Source organism: Pseudovibrio sp. W74 (genome assembly GCF_001623085.1).
Taxonomy (GTDB): domain Bacteria; phylum Pseudomonadota; class Alphaproteobacteria; order Rhizobiales; family Stappiaceae; genus Pseudovibrio.
Genome location: NZ_LMCJ01000002.1, coordinates 168672 through 185425, shown reverse-complemented (window position 1 = coordinate 185425; position 16754 = coordinate 168672). Strand labels below are relative to the sequence as shown.

Below are 16754 nucleotides of genomic sequence, written 5' to 3'. Positions count from 1 at the left end.
TGCCATGGACCTACACCCGCGTTACGCTTTGAGAAAACAGATAGCCCTGATGGCGCACAGTGGTGATGAAGTCCGTATTCGGGTCCGTCTGTGCCAGCTTTTTGCGCAGGCGGCTGATCAGAATATCAATGCTGCGATCATGGGAATCCACCTTGGCGCCGCGCAGCACGCGGCCCAGTGTATCGCGAGAGATCGGCTTTTGCGGTGCCTTCACAAAGGTCAGTAAAGCGTCGAACTCGGAAGAGCTCAAATGCACCAGCACACCATCTGGTGCGGTCAGGTGGCGGGTTGCCTCATCCAGCTTCCAACCGGCGAACTCAAAGCGCTGCGCTTTGGGCGCTGCCGCTGTTTCAACGTCTTCTGTACGGCGGAAAATAGCGAAGATGCGAGCCTGTAACTCTCTCGGATTGAACGGCTTTTCCAGATAATCATCAGCGCCCAGTTCCAGCCCGACAATACGCTCCGTATCACCTGTAATCGCGGAGATGATGATGATTGGCATCCTGGAGGTCTGGCGCACGCGCTGGCACAGGGTCAGCCCGTTTTCTCCCGGCAGCATGATGTCCAGAACCATCAGATCAATGTGGTTGGTGTCCAGAAGCTCAATGGCTTCCTCTGCAGAGTTTGCAGTGAACACGGTGTACCCACGATCTTTCAGGAAGTCTGCCGTCAGGCTGGCGATTTCCTCATCATCGTCAACAATCAGCAGTGTTTTGTTCGAGAGCATCATACCTCGGTGTACCCATTTCAGTCCCAACCAGCTCACTCTGGCCCAGTGCTGTATAACAAAACATTTGGCCGCTGCGAGAGGAATGTGTATGCGTCAGGTTGTCTTGCACGTGCAAGTTCATTGGATTGTGTGTTTATACGCGATAAATTGAAGAAAGAGTTTGCTAGAAGCGTCCTTGAGAATACCCATCGGGAGAATGTAATGGGCAGCCCGCGTCTCAGCTTGGTCGCACTTGCTGTTTTATTTGGTAGCATAACGGCACAAGCCGCACCAACCGCTGAAGTTCTGCATTTCTGGACATCAGGCGGAGAAGCACGTGCAGCCCTTTCGCTCAAGCAAGCGTTTGAGGCCCGTGGCGGTGTGTGGGATGACGCGCCCGTTGCTGGCGGAGGCGGCGACGCCATGGCAGCCGTTTTACGTGCCCGTGCGCTGGCCCGAGTGCCGCCATCCGTTGCCCAGATCAAAGGTCAGAACATTCAGGAATGGGCAGAAATCGGCTCGCTTCAAGGGCTTAACACCATAGCGCAGCAGCAAAACTGGGATGAGCTGCTGCCAGACCTTTTAAAAGAAACCGTTCAGTATCAGGGTAAATATGTTGCCGTGCCTTTGAACATCCACCGTGTGGACTGGATCTGGGCCAATCCCAAAGTGCTGGATAAGGTTGGCGTCACACCTCCGCAAACATGGGATGAGTTCAACGAGGTTGCAGACAAGATCAAAGCCGCTGGCATTATCCCGCTCGCCCACGGCGGTCAGCCCTGGCAAGACGTGACCCTGTTTGAGGTGGTGCTGCTGGGGATCGGCGGCGCAGATTTTTACAAAAAGGTCTATCTGGATCTGGATCAGGACGCTTTGCGCTCGGAGACCATGATCAAGGTGTTCGACCAGATGCGCAAACTCAGCACCTATGTGGACCCGGGCGCTCCGGGCCGTGAGTGGAACCTTGCCACCGCCATGGTGATGCGCGGTGAGGCGGCCATGCAGATTATGGGCGACTGGGCCAAGGCCGAATTTCTGACAGCGGGCCTCAAATACGGTGAAGACTTCATCTGTGTCTCGTCTCCGTCCAAAGGCGGTTACATCATTAACTCCGACAGTTTCGCCATGTTCAAAGTCTCAGACCCTGAGCAGAAAGCTGGACAGCAACTGATGGCCTCCATGCTGCTGGATGAAGAGGTGCAAAAGGACTTCAATCTGCTGAAGGGCTCTATTCCCGCCAGACTTGGCGTGAGCCTTGATGGCTTTGACGAGTGCGCCATGAAATCAAGCGAAGACCTTCTTCTCAATGAAGCGCGCAACACCGTGGTTGGCTCCATCGCCCACGAGCTTGTGCAGTCCGGCGCCGTGCGTGGGGCTTTTCTGGATGTGGTCACAGAGCATTTCAATACGGATATGTCTTCGCAAGAGGCTGTCAATCAACTTGCCGAGACCGTAATCCTAGCAGATTGATTTCCCTCGGGCAGTCAGAGTAAAGCGTAGATCCTGATAAGACCGCAGCACCCAGTGAGCAAAGAGAACCTTATGTCCAACCCCCAGCAGCGCAAGCAGATGTCTGTTCTTGACAGATTGCAGCGATATTTGCCGCAGCTGGTGGTCGCACCGCCGTTCTTGCTCCTGGTGTTCTTTGTGTACGGCTTCATTGCATGGACGGGCTTCATCTCGCTCACCAACTCCCGCATGCTGCCCACCTTTGATTTTCAGGGCATTCAGCAATATGTGCGCCTGCTGGCCATGGACCGCTGGAATGTAGCTTTCCATAACCTCCTGATTTTCGGCAGTCTTTACATCCTGTTCTCAATCACTATCGGCTGCGTGCTGGCCGTTCTGCTGGATCAACGCATCCGGGCAGAGGGTGCGCTGCGCACGATCTATCTGTATCCCATGGCGATCAGCTTCATTGTGACGGGCACAGCGTGGAAATGGATCCTGAACCCGTCCCTTGGCATTGAAAGCTACATGCAAAAACTGGGGTGGGAGAGCTTCCAGTTCGACTGGATCGTCAACCGCGATATGGCGATCTATGTGGTGGTCCTCGCCGCCGTCTGGCAGGCTTCGGGCTTTGTGATGGCCTTGTTCCTCTCCGCTCTGCGTACTGTTGATGAGGATATCATCCGCGCCGCACATCTGGATGGTGCCAGCACCACACGCATCTATTTCGGCATCATCCTGCCATCACTGCGGCCCGTGTTCCTCTCCGCCTTCGTCATTCTCGCGCATCTGTCCATCAAGAGCTTCGACCTTGTGGTGGCGCTGACAAACGGCGGGCCGGGCTACTCCTCCACGCTGCCAGCCAACTTCATGTACGAGATGGCCTTCCGCCGCAACCAGATCGGCCTTGGAGCGGCTTCTGCCATGATGATGCTGGCCACCGTGGCCGCAATCATCGTGCCCTATCTGTATTCCGAGTTGAGGGCAAAGCGCCATGGCTGAACCCAAAACACTCCCCGGCGCCAACGGCAAACGCCACCTGCTTGGCCGCCTGTTCATCTGGACCTTGCTGCTCGCCGCCGCCGTGCTCTATCTGGGCCCAATCTACGTGGTGCTCTCTACATCGCTGAAGGATCTTGCCGAGATCCGCGCCGGAGCTCTGCTGGATTTGCCGCACGAGCTCAACTTTGCCGCATGGCGTGAGGCATGGTCCAGCGCCTGCATCGGCGTACGCTGCGAGGGCCTGCGCCCGTACTTCCTCAACTCGGTGATCATGTCCGTGCCGTCGGTCGTGATCTCAACCCTGATCGGCGCCTTAAGCGGCTACGCGCTGTCGCTCTTCCGCTTCCGCGGAGCCAACATCATCTTCGCCCTGATGCTGTTCGGCTGCTTCATTCCGTTCCAGATCGTCATCCTGCCCATGGCTCAAACCCTCGGCTATCTGGGCATCGCCAACTCCATCACTGGCTTGATCGTCGTGCACACCATCTACGGCATCAGTTTCACCACGCTGTTTTTCCGCAACTACTACGTCTCCGTTCCGCAAGAGCTGGTGCGGGCCGCCACCATGGATGGGGCAGGGTTCTTCCGCATCTTCTGGCACATCATGCTGCCGCTCTCTGTTCCCATCATCGTGGTCTCGGTCATCTGGCAGTTCACGCAGGTGTGGAACGAGTTCCTCTTCGGCGCCAGCTTCACGTCAGGCGGATCTCAGCCCGTGACAGTGGCGCTCAACAATCTCATCAACTCCACCACCAGCGTAAAGCAGTACAACGTGGACATGGCAGCCGCGCTCATAGCCGCCGCGCCAACCCTCGTTGTCTACATCATCGCAGGACGGTTCTTCGTACGCGGGCTCACCGCAGGCGCAGTCAAAGGCTAAAGGCTCATTTATGGCGACCATATCCATCGAACATGCCTCAAAATCCTTTGGCTCAACAGACGTCCTCCAGGACATTTCCCTTGATGTAAAAGATGGCGAATTCCTTGTCCTGCTTGGTGCGTCCGGCTGCGGAAAGTCGACGCTGCTCAACATCATTGCGGGACTGGAACCCATCGCAGACGGCACCATCCGACTGGATGGCGAAGTGGTCAACGACGTCCACCCCAAAAACCGCGACATCGCCATGGTGTTCCAGAGCTATGCGCTCTACCCAAACATGACGGTGGAACGCAACATCGCGTTCGGACTGGAAATGCGCAGGATCAGCAAGGCAGAGCGCAAAGCCACTGTCCGCGAAGTCGCCAGCATGCTGCAAATTGAGCACCTGCTTGCCCGTAAACCAGCGCAACTTTCCGGCGGACAGCGCCAGCGCGTCGCCATGGGTCGCGCCCTTGTGCGTCGCCCCAAGATCTTTCTGTTCGACGAACCACTCTCCAATCTGGACGCCAAACTGCGCGGCGAAATGCGCACAGAGATCAAGAAGCTCCACCAATCTCTCAAGGCCACCATGGTCTATGTGACCCATGACCAGATCGAGGCCATGACGCTGGCAGACCGCATCGCCATCATGAAAGACGGCGTGATCCAGCAAATCGGCACCCCGCAAGAGATCTACAGCAAACCAGCGAACATGTACGTCGCCGGCTTCGTCGGTGCACCACCAATGAACTTTGTGGAAGTGGATCTGGTGAAACGGGATACTCAGCTCGGCGTCATTCTGCCAGCCGTCCTGAAAGGCGAGCCCAAGAACTACTTCCTCCCGCTGCCAAACTCAAAACAACTCGAAACACGCGAGAACACAAAAATCATCCTCGGCCTGCGCCCAGAAATGATCACCCACAACGCCTTCACGCAATCCACCAACCCGGAAATCGAATGCGACGTAGACCTCCTGGAACCCACCGGCGCCGACACCCTCTGCCTCATCCGCCTAGCCAACCACCCCGCCAAAGCCCGCGTCTCCCCCTTATTTGCGTGTGACCCGGGAGAGAGCATGACCTTCTCTGTAGACATGGGAAGGGTGTGTTTATTTGACGGGGAGAGTGAGGAGTTGATTGGGTAGGTTTAGTGTGGCGAATGATGTTTGAAGGGAGAGAGGTACATTCGTTCAATAAGCTCTCCCGAACTGAGTGTTGGTTAATCAAAATGAGCCTTCACTCAAAAATGCGAGCTGATAGTATTTTTTCGCAGAATGTGAATTATGGAACTTCAGGGTTGTGCTTCAAATCTCAAGTGTCCCTCTTACCCAAAGCAGTGAGTTTATTGTTAGGAGGGCGATGAAGGTGGTGAAGAGGAGGGTGGGGTTGTTTTGTTCTAGGAGGATTCCGGTGAGGAAGAGGCCTAGGGGGACGCCGGTGTAGCGCAGGGAGGAGAAGGCGGAGAAGACAGTGCCGCGTTTGTCTTCTGGGACGAGCTTTTGAAGCACAATCGCATCCACGACGCTACCAACGCCCAAGTTCACACCATACACAAACATTCCCAGTGAAATGACGATTGCTGGGGTCTCGACATTGCCGCTTGTCCAATCCGTACTGGACATCCAGAGCAGCAAGGCTAGGCCGAGTGCTTGTCCGATGGGTGTGAGTTGCAGGAGCCGGAGTGAGGACACTCGGTGGCCCAGAAACGTGTAGGCCAGTGTTGTGAGTGTGGTTCCGCAGGCAAAGCATGTGAGCCAGATTCCAAGCCAGACTGCTTGCTTGTCATTTGAATTTGCCAGAACTGGCAAGGTCAATGAAAGCAAGGAGACCGCCACTGTATTGATGATCAAGTCATAAAGGCCGAGCTTTAAGATGCCCGGAGTTGAGAGTATCCATTTCCAGACTTCTTTCACTGGCTGTTTATTTGTATTAGCTGCATCTTGCTGACGAGTGGCTTTGATGCCTATGGATACAATCATAAGCGCCATCAGGAAACTCAGTGAGTCTAAGATCAGGACTGTGGTCGCGCCAAAGGCGGCGATCAGGATGCCAGCCATCGATGGGGTTAGAAGGTCAGCCACAGTCTCAAGAAGCGAGTTCATTCCGTTCACCCGTTCGCGAGGCAATCCTTCCCGATCAATCAACGCCGGGATCATGACGCTTTTTGCGGTTTGTCCGGGAACATCGATGACCTGCGAGAGGAAGACGAGAAATCCAAGAAGGGCAAGATCCAGCAGATCAACAGCGTATAGCAGCGGTATCAAAAGTACGGCGAAGGCGTTCACAGTATCGCAGAAAATGCTGGTGGTTCTGGCAGAGAACTTGTCGATCAACGGCCCGCTGAAGAGACCGACAACGATGTTTGGAAGCTGTCCGGCAATGGCGATTGTTGCTGTGATGACAGCGTTGCCCGTCAGGTCATAGACAAACCACGGTATTGCGATGGCAGACAGGCCATTTCCCAATAAAGACAAAAAGTTGGCTGAAAACAGGAGGCTGATCTGTCCCCATTTAGCCTTTAAGGTAACATCAGACAAAACAACCCCACTCAGAGAAATGCAGCATAAATTCAATGGCTTGAGTGCACACAATCATGGCTATCGGAAACAAGTTCAAATATCATTCTTATCTTATACTGATAAAAGCGAGTACTTGGGAGTGCAACTCAAAGTCGGTCATTTATTCGTTGAGGGCCTGCGGGCATGACACCATGTGCATATCGCAGGAACTCTGGTGGGCGTCATGAAATGTTACGCGGACAAGGTCTTTGTCATGAGAAAGTTTGTGAGCGTGACTCCTCGAATAACGGGTGCTTGCTCGCGCTCAACTTGCCAGCCTTGGTGAAGGAAGAAAGCTTTTGCAGCCACGCTAATATCTGCTGAAAGGGTTGAGATGTTGCGCTGTTCTGCCCAGTTCTGCAACTGATCATATATGGCGGTGCCGACACCTTGGCGGGTGTGGTAAGGGCTGGTGAATGCGAACTCGATGTAACCTTTTGCATCGATGGTCATGAAACCGATTACTGAGTTGTCTTTGACAGCAACAAAGCCAGTCATATCGTGGAGTTTAGCAGACCAACGCTCAGGTGCGGGTGCAGGCCCAGCCCATGCAGCGAGTTGCTCCTCGGAGTAATACTCCTTTGCTCCGATCGTGACGGCCTCATAAAACACGCGTGCGCAGTCTGGGGCATCTGAATTCTTCAGTGGGCGGATCTCTACAGGCATTGGTAGCTTTCACTCAGCTGGGTTTGGAGGCAGCCTCTTGCCACAAACTCTGACAAGGTGAAAGAGGATTGAGCGACAAAATCCTTCCACCTTCTGACTTGGTTTATCTCACTGCTGAATAATCGCGTTTTGCCATTCCTGCAGGAAGTGTTGCCGTTTCAGGTTGTCTTGATAAACCAACAGACCTGGTCCAAGGCGGATGGCTCGTAGGGATAGGTTTGGGGCAATCTCGTTGCGGTTGAGTTTTGGATAGGGGTAGTAGTCAGCCCCCTCCTCGCTCCAGGATGCAGTGATCAAATGATCTATGAAGGCGCCCGCGATTTCGGGTTGTTCGGCCCCCGCTGGAATGATGGCAGAGCGCAGCATGAGTGTGGTGAAATCCTCCAGTTCCAGAATGCCGATATCAGGATCACTGGCGGCCCGTGCAGAGGCATAGGAGCCGAGCACGTTGTAGGCAACGGCCAGATCGCCTTTTGTGATGTCAGAAATCATATCAGCAGAGCAGCAGTAGAGACGGGCGTTCAGAGAGCCCATCACCTCGTTCAGACGCCAGAAAGTGTCTGATGTGCGGGCATCTTGCGTGGCAAACAGAAAGCCAAGGCCGCTCTGGCGGATGTCATAGGTACCGACTTTGTCGAGGAAGCGTTCTGGATTGTTGCGCAGAGTTGAAATCAGATTTTGCCGTGATGTTGGCACTTCCAACCCTGCAAAGGCGGATTTGGAATAGACCACCGAAGCTGGTTCCTGTGTGAAGGCGAATACATGATTGCGCCAGCGGGCCCAGTCCGGCATCAAACCGGCGGCTGAGGAGTTGTGCGGCAGGGTGAACCCGTCGTTCGCCAACTTCACCTGCAGGTCCATGGCAGATGAGATGGCAACGTCAAAAACCTGTTTTTCATCATAAAGAGCTGTCATCAACTCGGTGCTGCTGACAACAGTGTAGTCTATAGAAACACTCGGATATTTGCGTTGAAACGCTACCACCATGGGCGAGAAAATGTCGATGTCTGAGTTGGAGATAATACGCAGGTTCGCGCCCTCTTGCGGAGCGGGAAACACTTTGTGCTGTTCAATCTCGTAGGCACCTGCGGAAAGCAATGAGGCCAGCAACACGATCAGGACTGAGGGAAATAGAAGGATACGCATGCGCCTCTGACGTTTGTTCTGTTTGAAAGTTTCAGGTGTCCACCATGAGCTTGCGTCACCTCTTCGGCAATTGTAAGCCCAAGCCCGGAACCGACCGTATCTTCGGCGTTTTTGCCGCGAGAGAACCGTTCCGTCAACTGGTCTATGTCTTCCGGAGCAAAGCCCGGGCCTTGGTCATAAACCGATAACACAACCCAGTTGTCTTCGGAGGTAACGATAACCTGTACGTCCTCGCCTTGCGGGGCGTACTTGATCACATTGTCCAAAATGTTGCTCAGCGCATTTTGGATAAGGATCGCATCTCCGGAGATCTGCGGCGGTTCCTCACCATGCGAGCTCAGGGTTTTATCTTGCATCTCTGCCAGTGGGCGCAGCCGTTCAAGAGTTTCCTCTGCCAGATCCAGCAGGTTGATGTCCTTGACCTCCAGATGGTCCGTGCGGAAGGAAACCATGGCGTGATCCAGCAACTGGCCTGCTGCGCGTGAGCTCTCATCAATGGCCCGGATCATCTCTTTCAAAGCCGCTCTGTTTTCTGGTCGCTCCACGCGGCGCAAGGCAATTTCCGCTTGTGTTCGCAGCACTGCAAGCGGCGTGCGGATGCGGTGAGCAGCTTCTGCGATGAACTCTTCGGAGCGCGTGAGTGACTTCTTAAGCCGTGCCATGAACCGGTTGAGCGCCACCACAAGCGGTGCCATCTCACCCGGTACAGGAGCTTGTACTGCCCTCAGATCCTGCGGCCCTCTTTTGGAAACCGAGTTTGCCAGTGTCTGCACAGGGCGCACGGCTGATTGAGCTGTCAGAACACCCAGCACGGCAGCGGCGATGAAAAACCCAAACCCGAGATAGGCGGCATTCGCGGAGATGCGCTCCAGTGTCTCTCGCTGACGCTTCAGTGTTTGAGCCACAGATACAGTGACTTCAACAGGGCCGGATGCGTTAGAAAGACGGCGTGTGGCGGAGACCATACGAATGCTCTCACCCAGATAATGAGAGGTGATGAACCTGTGACTGTCCTGCCCTTTTGATGCCTTGGCAATGGGCAAGCTTTCATATCCGGTGAGGTACTTTCCATTGACGACAACGCGGTAGAACACGCGGTCATCACTCACATTGCCAAGCATGGAGAGTGCGGAGTAAGGAATATCGACCGTCACCTCCCCGCTCTGAATTGCTGCACTGTCCAAAATAGACGTGGCGGAGGCTGACAGGATGTTGTCCTGAGATTCTTCTGCGACTTGCTTGGCATAAGTCATCACCATCACAAACAGCAGCGCTGCAAGCACGGCAGCAATGCCGAGGAGCTGTAGGGTCAGGCGGCGGCGGATTGAGCCGGATATGTTGGCACCAGAGTTCATGTCAGGCTTAACCGATACCCCAGTCCACGCACGGTGATAATCTGGACTGAGGAAGATGAAATATGCCTGCGCAAACGGGCAACATAGACCTCAATGGCATTTTCCGAGACGTCTTCGTCATAAGAAAATAATCTGTCTACAAGCTTTGTTTTTGAGAAAATAACGTCTGGAGCGCCGAAAAATATCTCCAATAGGCGTAGCTCTTTGTTACGCAGGCTCACTGTTTTGCTGCCAATTTTGAGTGTGCCAGCCAGTGAATCAAACACCAGATCGCCGAATCGCTTCGCATTTGTCACGCCGCCGGATCTCCGCCTTATGACTGCACGGCATCTTGCCTCTAACTCCGAGAAATCAAAGGGTTTTGTGATGTAATCATCAGCCCCGAGATCGAGCACCCCTACTCTGTCTGAGACCTCTGAACGTGCTGTCAAAACGATCACCGGAGTGTCATCCTGACGGCCTCGATGTTCATTTAGAAAATCTCGCCCATCGCCATCCGGAAGCATGATGTCGAGCAAAATCATGTCGTAATCTGCTGTCGAGATGTAGTCCTCGGCAGTAGAAATTTCAGCAGCGTGATCAACGACATGACCATCCAGTGTCAATCTTTCGACAATGGATGTCGCCAGCTTGGCGTTATCTTCAACGAGAAGAAATCTCATCTTTTGCTTCCCCAAAAAATCAAGGAGGTGACAGGTTTGTGTCAGGTTTCCGTGTTTTCACGTAAGTCATGGGTGACAAATGCTGCCCTTGTCAAATGGGAGGACACAATGAGTTTTATTCGGGCGCGCCGCGTGGTTGCGGCAGCGGCTTTGGCTGCGATGACATTTTCCATGCCAACGGCTTCAATTGCGGAGCCTGTGGTTGATAGCATTCACTTCCTCATTCCAGGCGGTGCTGGCGGTGGCTGGGACGGTACTGCACGCGGTACAGGTGAAGCACTGACCAAGTCCGGCCTCGCAGGCACGGCCTCTTTCGAAAATATGTCCGGCGGTGGCGGTGGTAAGGCCATCGGTTATCTGATCGAGAACGCTGCAAGCCAGCACGGTACGTTGATGGTGAATTCTACGCCAATCGTGATCCGCTCACTGACTGGCGTATTCCCACACAACTTCCGTGATCTGACATTGGTTGCCGGCACCATTGGTGATTATGCAGCCATCGTGGTTGGCAAGGACAGCCCAATCAACTCCATGAGTGACCTGCTTGCAGCCTATAAAGCTGACAAACGCGGCACCGCAATTGGTGGCGGTTCTGTACCGGGCGGTATGGATCACCTTGTTGCGGCCATGGTGATGGAAGCAGCTGGCGAAGATGCAACCATGGTGAAGTACATTCCGTATGATGCGGGTGGTAAGGCCATGGCAGCGCTGCTTTCCGGCGAAATCTCCGCGCTTTCCACCGGCTTCTCCGAGGCAATTGATCTTGCAAATGCGGGTGAAGTGAAAATCATCGGTGTGACTGCTGATGAGCGCGTTGCAGCCTACAAAGATGCGCCAACCATGAAGGAACAGGGCATCGACACCACGTTCGTCAACTGGCGTGGTTTCTTCGGCGCACCGGGCCTGCCGGAGGCACAGGTGTCTGCCTATCAGGAAGCTCTTGCGAAGATGTACGACACCCCTGAGTGGGAAGAAGTGCGGGCACGCAATGGCTGGGTCAATATCCATAACTCTGGTGAAGACTTCCACGCGTTCCTTGAAGGTCAGGAAAAGACCATCGGCGATCTCATGAAGAAGCTGGGCTTCCTCTAAATCAATAAGAATAAATGGGTGCGCTCTTGGCAGCGCATCCACTTGTCACGCCAACGGGAGGGGATGATGGCACTGGACCGATGGATTGCACTTGTCATTCTGGCAGTGAGTTTAAGCTACGGATACACCGCGTTTTTTTTGATGGACGCTGGTTTGCCACCGTTTATGCGGTTTAACCCAATCTGGCCGAGCACGTTTCCAAAAGTCATTGCGGTGCTGGCTGCAATCACAAGCCTCGCCATTTTGCTCGGGTTTGAGAAAAAGCCTGCAGATTCAGATACAGACGAGATCGATTTCAGCAGATTATGGGACTACAACATTGGTCAGGCCGTGTTCCTGCTGGTTCTGATGGCGGGCTACGCTCTGTTGCTGCGTCCTGCTGGCTTCCTGCTCTCCACATTGCTCTTTCTGGTGATCTCGGCAGCTCTGCTTGGAGAGCGGCGTTTTGTGATCCTTGTGCCTGTTGCAGCCATTGCTGCTGGCGGTGTCTGGTATTTGGTTCAGCAAACACTGGGCATTTATCTCAGCCCTCTTCCAACATTTTTCAACTAGGAGGCCACGATGTTAGACGGTATTTGGGTTGGCCTCTCGACGGCCTTCTCGTTTTCTAATCTTTTAATGGTGATTGGCGGTTGTCTGATTGGCACGTTTATCGGCATGTTGCCGGGTCTTGGACCTATGTCCATCATCGCCATCATGATCCCTGTTGCGATCTCCATCGGTGATCCTTCCGCGGCCTTGATCCTGCTTGCAGGTGTTTATTATGGAGCGATTTTTGGTGGCTCCACGTCCTCCATCCTCATCAACGCGCCGGGTGTCGCATCCACTGTTGCAACAAGCTTTGATGGTTATCCGCTGGCACGCCAGGGCAAGGCAGGCAAAGCGCTGACAGTTGCGGCGATTGCTTCTTTTGCGGGTGGCAGTATCGGGGCAATCCTGCTGATGATTTTTGCACCTGCGCTCGCATCCGTGGCGCTGCTCTTCCACTCTGCTGAATACTTCGCATTGATGGTGGTCGGCCTTTCCGCAATCGCTGCTTTCGCGGGCAGCGGACAGGTCGGCAAAGCCCTGCTCATGACGCTGGTGGGCTTAATGATGGCAACTGTAGGTGAAGGGGCGTTGTTCAACCAACCACGCTTCACCATGGGTATTCTGGATCTGCAATCCGGATTCGGGTTCATCACACTCGCTATGGCCATGTTCGCTTTGCCCGAAGCATTGTTCCTCGTGTTGGATCCATCCCGCTCCAATTCTGGTGGAAGTAGTGGAGACATCAAGGATCTGCGCATCACAAAAGCAGAGGCCAAGAAAATTGCACCAGTGATTGGTCGCCAGTCTATCCAAGGCTTCCTGATTGGGGTTCTTCCGGGAGCTGGCGCAACAATCGCCTCCTTCCTCGGCTATGCGGTAGAACGCAACATCGCGCCGAAAGAAGAACAGGCTGAGTTCGGCAAGGGCTCTGTCAAAGGCCTTGCTGCTCCAGAATCTGCGAACAACGCGGCATGTACTGGTTCCTTCGTTCCTCTGCTGACACTCGGCATTCCGGGATCCGGGACAACGGCGATCCTGCTCGGTGCCCTGATCGCTTTGAACGTTTCACCGGGGCCACGCCTGATGATCGATCAGCCAGAGATTTTCTGGTCCGTGATCATCTCCATGTATGTGGGCAATGTGATCTTGTTGATCCTGAACCTGCCGCTCATCCCCTACATCGCCAAAGTGCTGGCTGTGCCGCGCAACTACCTCATTCCGTTCATTTTGTTCTTCACCCTCATGGGTGCCTATATTGGACAAAACAATGCAACGGAACTGCTGATGCTCGTGGGCTTTGGTGTATGTGCAACGCTCCTGCGCTTTGCCAACTATCCGCTCGCGCCACTGCTGATTGGCTTCATTCTGGGCAGCATGCTGGAAGATAATTTCTCCCGGTCTATGCAGCTTTATGATGGGATTAGCTTTATCATGGAACGCCCGATGACCATGGGCTTGCTGGCTCTGGCTGTTATTCTGGTCGTTTTACCAACCATCCGTGCCCGCCGTGTGCGCAAGCAGGAATTGGAAGCCGCCGAAAGCGACTGATCAAACCGCAGCTGGGAAACTGAGTTTTGGCAATTGAGAAGAAAGACTGGTCCAATCTGTCCATAACGCTTGCCATTGCAGGCGCAGGGGCTGGTCTTTTTTCTCTCCTTGGGTTCCCGGCAGCTCCCCTCACCGGTTCCGCTCTTGCCGTTTCGCTCGGTGGCTTGCTGGGCGCGCCCGTCATCGTTCCGCTCTGGTTGCGCACGCTCTGCTTCATTGTTCTGGGTACGAGCATTGGTTCTGGTGTGTCGCCTGCCGTTATCGATGCCGCGATTACATGGCCTGCGAGCTTCTTGGCACTGGGGATCAGTCTTATCCTGAGCATGCTGATCAGCCGTGCGATCCTGGTACGGTTTTTCGGGTTTGATGCCTATAACGCCTCACTTGCATCTTCACCGGGGCACTTGAGCTACATCCTCAGCATGGCGGCAGATAGCAAGGCGGACGTCACCCGCATCGGGCTTGCACAAAGCACGCGGGTCTTGTTTCTCACCATCTGTGTTCCGCTCTTTGTCTCGCTGCTTTTTGAGGAAACAGGCGCTTCCTTCCTGCCCGTGCAAAACATCAGTCTACTCTCAGCTGTCTATCTGTTGCTCGGAGCGGCTGTCGTTGGAACCATCTTCCTGAAGATGAAACTCCCCGCCGCCTATCTGCTCGGTGGGATGCTGGTGTCGTCTTTAGGGCACGTAAGTACACTGACACCCGGCAAAATGCCGGATTGGGCGACGCTCAGCTCATTTCTGGTGATGGGGGCTTTGATTGGAACCCGCTTCAAAGGTGTCAGTCTTGACCTTTTCGCCAAAGCCATAGGCGCGGGCATTGTGGTTACGCTCATCACAGTTGGTATGGCAATCCTCGGGGTCGTGCTGGTGATGCCACTGGTTGGACTGGACCCAAGCCTGTTGTTCGTTGCGTTCGCTCCAGGCGGTGTTGAGGCTATGGCTGCCATCGCCGTGCAAAGCGGTCTCGACCCCACCTTCGTCGCCGCCCACCACGTCTTCCGCCTGCTGCTGCTGACCTTCGTTGTGCCTTTGTTGTTGAGGCGCTCAAAGACCGCACTCCCCGCAAAAGGTCAGCCGTGAATCTACGTAGCATATGAGCTGAAAAGTGCATTACGAATAGGTTAGTCGGAAGTATTTTCCTTAAATTCGATCAAAGCTCAAAAATTTCCCTTATTCATGAAGGTATATCAGTTGGCTCAAGAGATTAATTCTCAAGGCAATCTGATAGCCTCGCGGAATAAAAATATTCCAATGAAACCGACGGGGAGTTTAATGAGCGCAGCTTCACTGGATACTTTGGGTACGCTGGAAAGCCGAGTGCGATGGCTTGCCTCCTGGACCATTCACAATGCCAACCATCTCCGCGGTTCTGACGTTGGTGATGTGAAAGTTGGCGGCCATCAGGCATCTTGTGCTTCTATCAGCACCATCATGACTGCGCTCTATTTCCATAGTTTGAGCCCGCAAGACCGGGTGGCGGTGAAGCCTCATGCCGGGCCTATCTTCCACGCGATCCAGTATCTGGCCGGGAACCAGTCGCTGGAGAAGTTGCAGAACTTTCGTGGGTTTCATGGTGCTCAATCATACCCCTCTCGCACCAAGGATATTGATGACGTTGATTTTTCAACCGGTTCCGTTGGCCTTGGGGTCGCGCAGACGCTGTTTTCATCACTGGTGCAAGACTATGTGAAAGCGCATGGCGGGCTCAACAAAGCGCCTGAAGGCCGGATGATCTCACTGGTTGGCGATGCGGAAATGGATGAGGGGAACATCTATGAGGCACTGCTAGAAGGCTGGAAACATGGCCTGCGAAATTGCTGGTGGATCGTGGATTATAACCGTCAGTCATTGGATGCTGTGATCCGTGAAGGCCTTTGGGAGAAGTTTGAAAGCATCTTCCGCAATTTCGGCTGGGAAGTCGTCACGCTAAAAAACGGGAGCCTACAGGAAGAAGCCTTCAAAGAACCAGGTGGCAGCAAACTGCGCGATTGGATCGATCTGTGCCCCAATCAGCTTTACTGCGCCCTGGCCTATCAAGGCGGGGCAGCATGGCGTAAGCGGTTGCTGGATGATTTGGGAGATCAGGGCGAGGTCAACGAGCTGATCAATCGGCGCAGTGATGCTGAGCTGTCCAAGCTCATGTGCAATCTGGGTGGCCATGATTTACCGTCCCTGATTGAGGCATTTGAGAATGCCAAGACCCATGATCGCCCTGTCTTGTTCCTGTGCTACACCGTGAAAGGCTTTGGCTTGCCGTTGGCAGGGCACAAAGATAATCATGCAGGCCTGATGACCTCCAGGCAGATGGAAGAATACCGCAAGCTGGAAGGCATTCGTGAAGGACATGAGTGGGACAAGTGGGAAAGCACATCTGACCCGCAAAACCTTCAGACTTTCGTGACCGAAGCTCCGTTCTTCTCAAAAGGCAACCGTCGCTATTCTGCGAAAACGGTGCCTGTACCTGTAAAATTGCCGGCACCCAATGCAGCAGAGAAGATGCTTTCCACGCAGATGGGGTTCGGTCAGATTCTGCATGAAATTTCCAAGCAGGATGAAGAGCTTGCCAAACATATTGTGACGACCGCGCCAGACGTGACGGTCTCCACCAATCTTGGCCCATGGGTCAACCAACGTGGATTGTTTGCCAAGGAAGAACTGGCGGATACATTTAAAGCAGAACGGATACCATCTACCTTCAAATGGGCGTTTTCTCCGCAAGGGCAACACATTGAGCTGGGCATTGCAGAATCCAACCTGTTCCTCCTCCTTTCTGCACTTGGGTTGTCTCACAGCATCAACGGTCAGCGCTTGCTGCCCATTGGCACAGTTTATGATCCGTTCATTCTTCGTGCGGCTGACCAGCTCAACTACGCTTGTTATCAGGATGCCCGCTTCATGTTGGTGGCAACACCATCCGGTGTGACGTTGGCACCGGAGGGTGGGGCGCACCAGTCCATCAGCACACCGTTGATTGGTATGGCTCAGGATGGGCTTGCCGCGTTTGAGCCTGCCTTCGTCGATGAGCTGGCAACCATCATGCGCTTTGGGTTTGATTACATGCAGCGCGATGGAGAGGGAGACCCTGATGAACGCACTTGGTTGCGGGATCAGACAGGAGGTTCCATCTACCTGCGTCTGTCCACCCGCCCGCTGGAGCAGCCTCAACGGACGATCTT

15 protein-coding genes are annotated in these 16754 nt (G+C 54.1%); 9 read left to right on the top strand and 6 right to left on the bottom strand.

Annotation, left to right across the window (positions count from 1 at the left end):
* Positions 1–10: 10 nt before the first annotated feature.
* Positions 11–730: a response regulator gene (locus tag PsW74_RS01600; protein ID WP_063287493.1), complete on the bottom strand. Its 720-nt coding sequence runs from the start codon at positions 728–730 to the stop codon at positions 11–13.
* 201 nt (positions 731–931) lie between these two features.
* On the opposite strand from PsW74_RS01600, the gene PsW74_RS01595 reads away from it, so the two are divergent.
* From PsW74_RS01595 to PsW74_RS01580, 4 genes are all read left to right on the top strand, one after another.
* A complete protein-coding gene (locus PsW74_RS01595) occupies positions 932–2179 on the top strand; it encodes an ABC transporter substrate-binding protein (RefSeq protein WP_063287494.1) in 1248 nt (415 codons plus the stop codon).
* 72 nt (positions 2180–2251) lie between these two features.
* Positions 2252–3160 carry a sugar ABC transporter permease gene (locus PsW74_RS01590; protein WP_057464584.1) on the top strand — a complete coding sequence of 303 codons (909 nt, stop codon included), beginning with the start codon at positions 2252–2254 and terminating at the stop codon, positions 3158–3160.
* A complete protein-coding gene (locus PsW74_RS01585) occupies positions 3153–4040 on the top strand; it encodes a carbohydrate ABC transporter permease (protein WP_063287495.1) in 888 nt (295 codons plus the stop codon). Before PsW74_RS01590 ends, PsW74_RS01585 begins: the two co-directional genes overlap by 8 nt.
* A 10-nt stretch (positions 4041–4050) precedes the next feature.
* Positions 4051–5163: an ABC transporter ATP-binding protein gene (locus PsW74_RS01580; RefSeq protein WP_063287496.1), complete on the top strand. Its 1113-nt coding sequence runs from the start codon at positions 4051–4053 to the stop codon at positions 5161–5163.
* A 159-nt stretch (positions 5164–5322) separates the two neighbouring features.
* Here PsW74_RS01580 and PsW74_RS01575 read toward each other — a convergent pair whose 3' ends face one another.
* The 5 genes from PsW74_RS01575 to PsW74_RS01555 all read right to left on the bottom strand — a co-directional run bounded on the left by PsW74_RS01575 (position 5323) and on the right by PsW74_RS01555 (position 10405).
* The gene (locus PsW74_RS01575; protein WP_063287497.1) at positions 5323–6555 is read right to left on the bottom strand and encodes an MFS transporter; all 1233 of its coding nucleotides are present in this window, start codon (positions 6553–6555) and stop codon (positions 5323–5325) included.
* Positions 6556–6768: 213 nt separating this feature from the next.
* The gene (locus PsW74_RS01570) at positions 6769–7242 is read right to left on the bottom strand and encodes a GNAT family N-acetyltransferase (RefSeq protein ID WP_063287498.1); all 474 of its coding nucleotides are present in this window, start codon (positions 7240–7242) and stop codon (positions 6769–6771) included.
* Between the two features lie 108 nt (positions 7243–7350).
* Positions 7351–8388 (bottom strand): ABC transporter substrate-binding protein, encoded by a 1038-nt coding sequence (locus tag PsW74_RS01565; protein ID WP_063287499.1) that lies wholly within the window; start codon positions 8386–8388, stop codon positions 7351–7353.
* Positions 8358–9743 carry a sensor histidine kinase gene (locus PsW74_RS01560; protein ID WP_063287500.1) on the bottom strand — a complete coding sequence of 462 codons (1386 nt, stop codon included), beginning with the start codon at positions 9741–9743 and terminating at the stop codon, positions 8358–8360. The genes PsW74_RS01565 and PsW74_RS01560 overlap by 31 nt, the downstream gene beginning before the upstream one ends.
* Positions 9740–10405 carry a response regulator transcription factor gene (locus tag PsW74_RS01555; RefSeq protein WP_057461447.1) on the bottom strand — a complete coding sequence of 222 codons (666 nt, stop codon included), beginning with the start codon at positions 10403–10405 and terminating at the stop codon, positions 9740–9742. Before PsW74_RS01555 ends, PsW74_RS01560 begins: the two co-directional genes overlap by 4 nt.
* Positions 10406–10513: 108 nt before the next feature.
* On the opposite strand from PsW74_RS01555, the gene PsW74_RS01550 reads away from it, so the two are divergent.
* The 5 genes from PsW74_RS01550 to PsW74_RS01530 all read left to right on the top strand — a co-directional run.
* A complete protein-coding gene (locus PsW74_RS01550; RefSeq protein WP_063287501.1) occupies positions 10514–11497 on the top strand; it encodes a tripartite tricarboxylate transporter substrate-binding protein in 984 nt (327 codons plus the stop codon).
* A 66-nt stretch (positions 11498–11563) separates the two neighbouring features.
* Positions 11564–12049: a tripartite tricarboxylate transporter TctB family protein gene (locus PsW74_RS01545; protein ID WP_063287502.1), complete on the top strand. Its 486-nt coding sequence runs from the start codon at positions 11564–11566 to the stop codon at positions 12047–12049.
* Between the two features lie 9 nt (positions 12050–12058).
* Positions 12059–13576 (top strand): tripartite tricarboxylate transporter permease, encoded by a 1518-nt coding sequence (locus tag PsW74_RS01540; RefSeq protein ID WP_063287503.1) that lies wholly within the window; start codon positions 12059–12061, stop codon positions 13574–13576.
* A 26-nt stretch (positions 13577–13602) separates the two neighbouring features.
* Positions 13603–14658, top strand: a complete 1056-nt coding sequence (locus PsW74_RS01535; RefSeq protein WP_063287504.1) for an AbrB family transcriptional regulator — start codon at positions 13603–13605, stop codon at positions 14656–14658.
* A 192-nt stretch (positions 14659–14850) separates the two neighbouring features.
* On the top strand, positions 14851–16754 hold a 1904-nt coding region (locus tag PsW74_RS01530), incomplete at its 3' end, for a transketolase (RefSeq protein WP_244277841.1).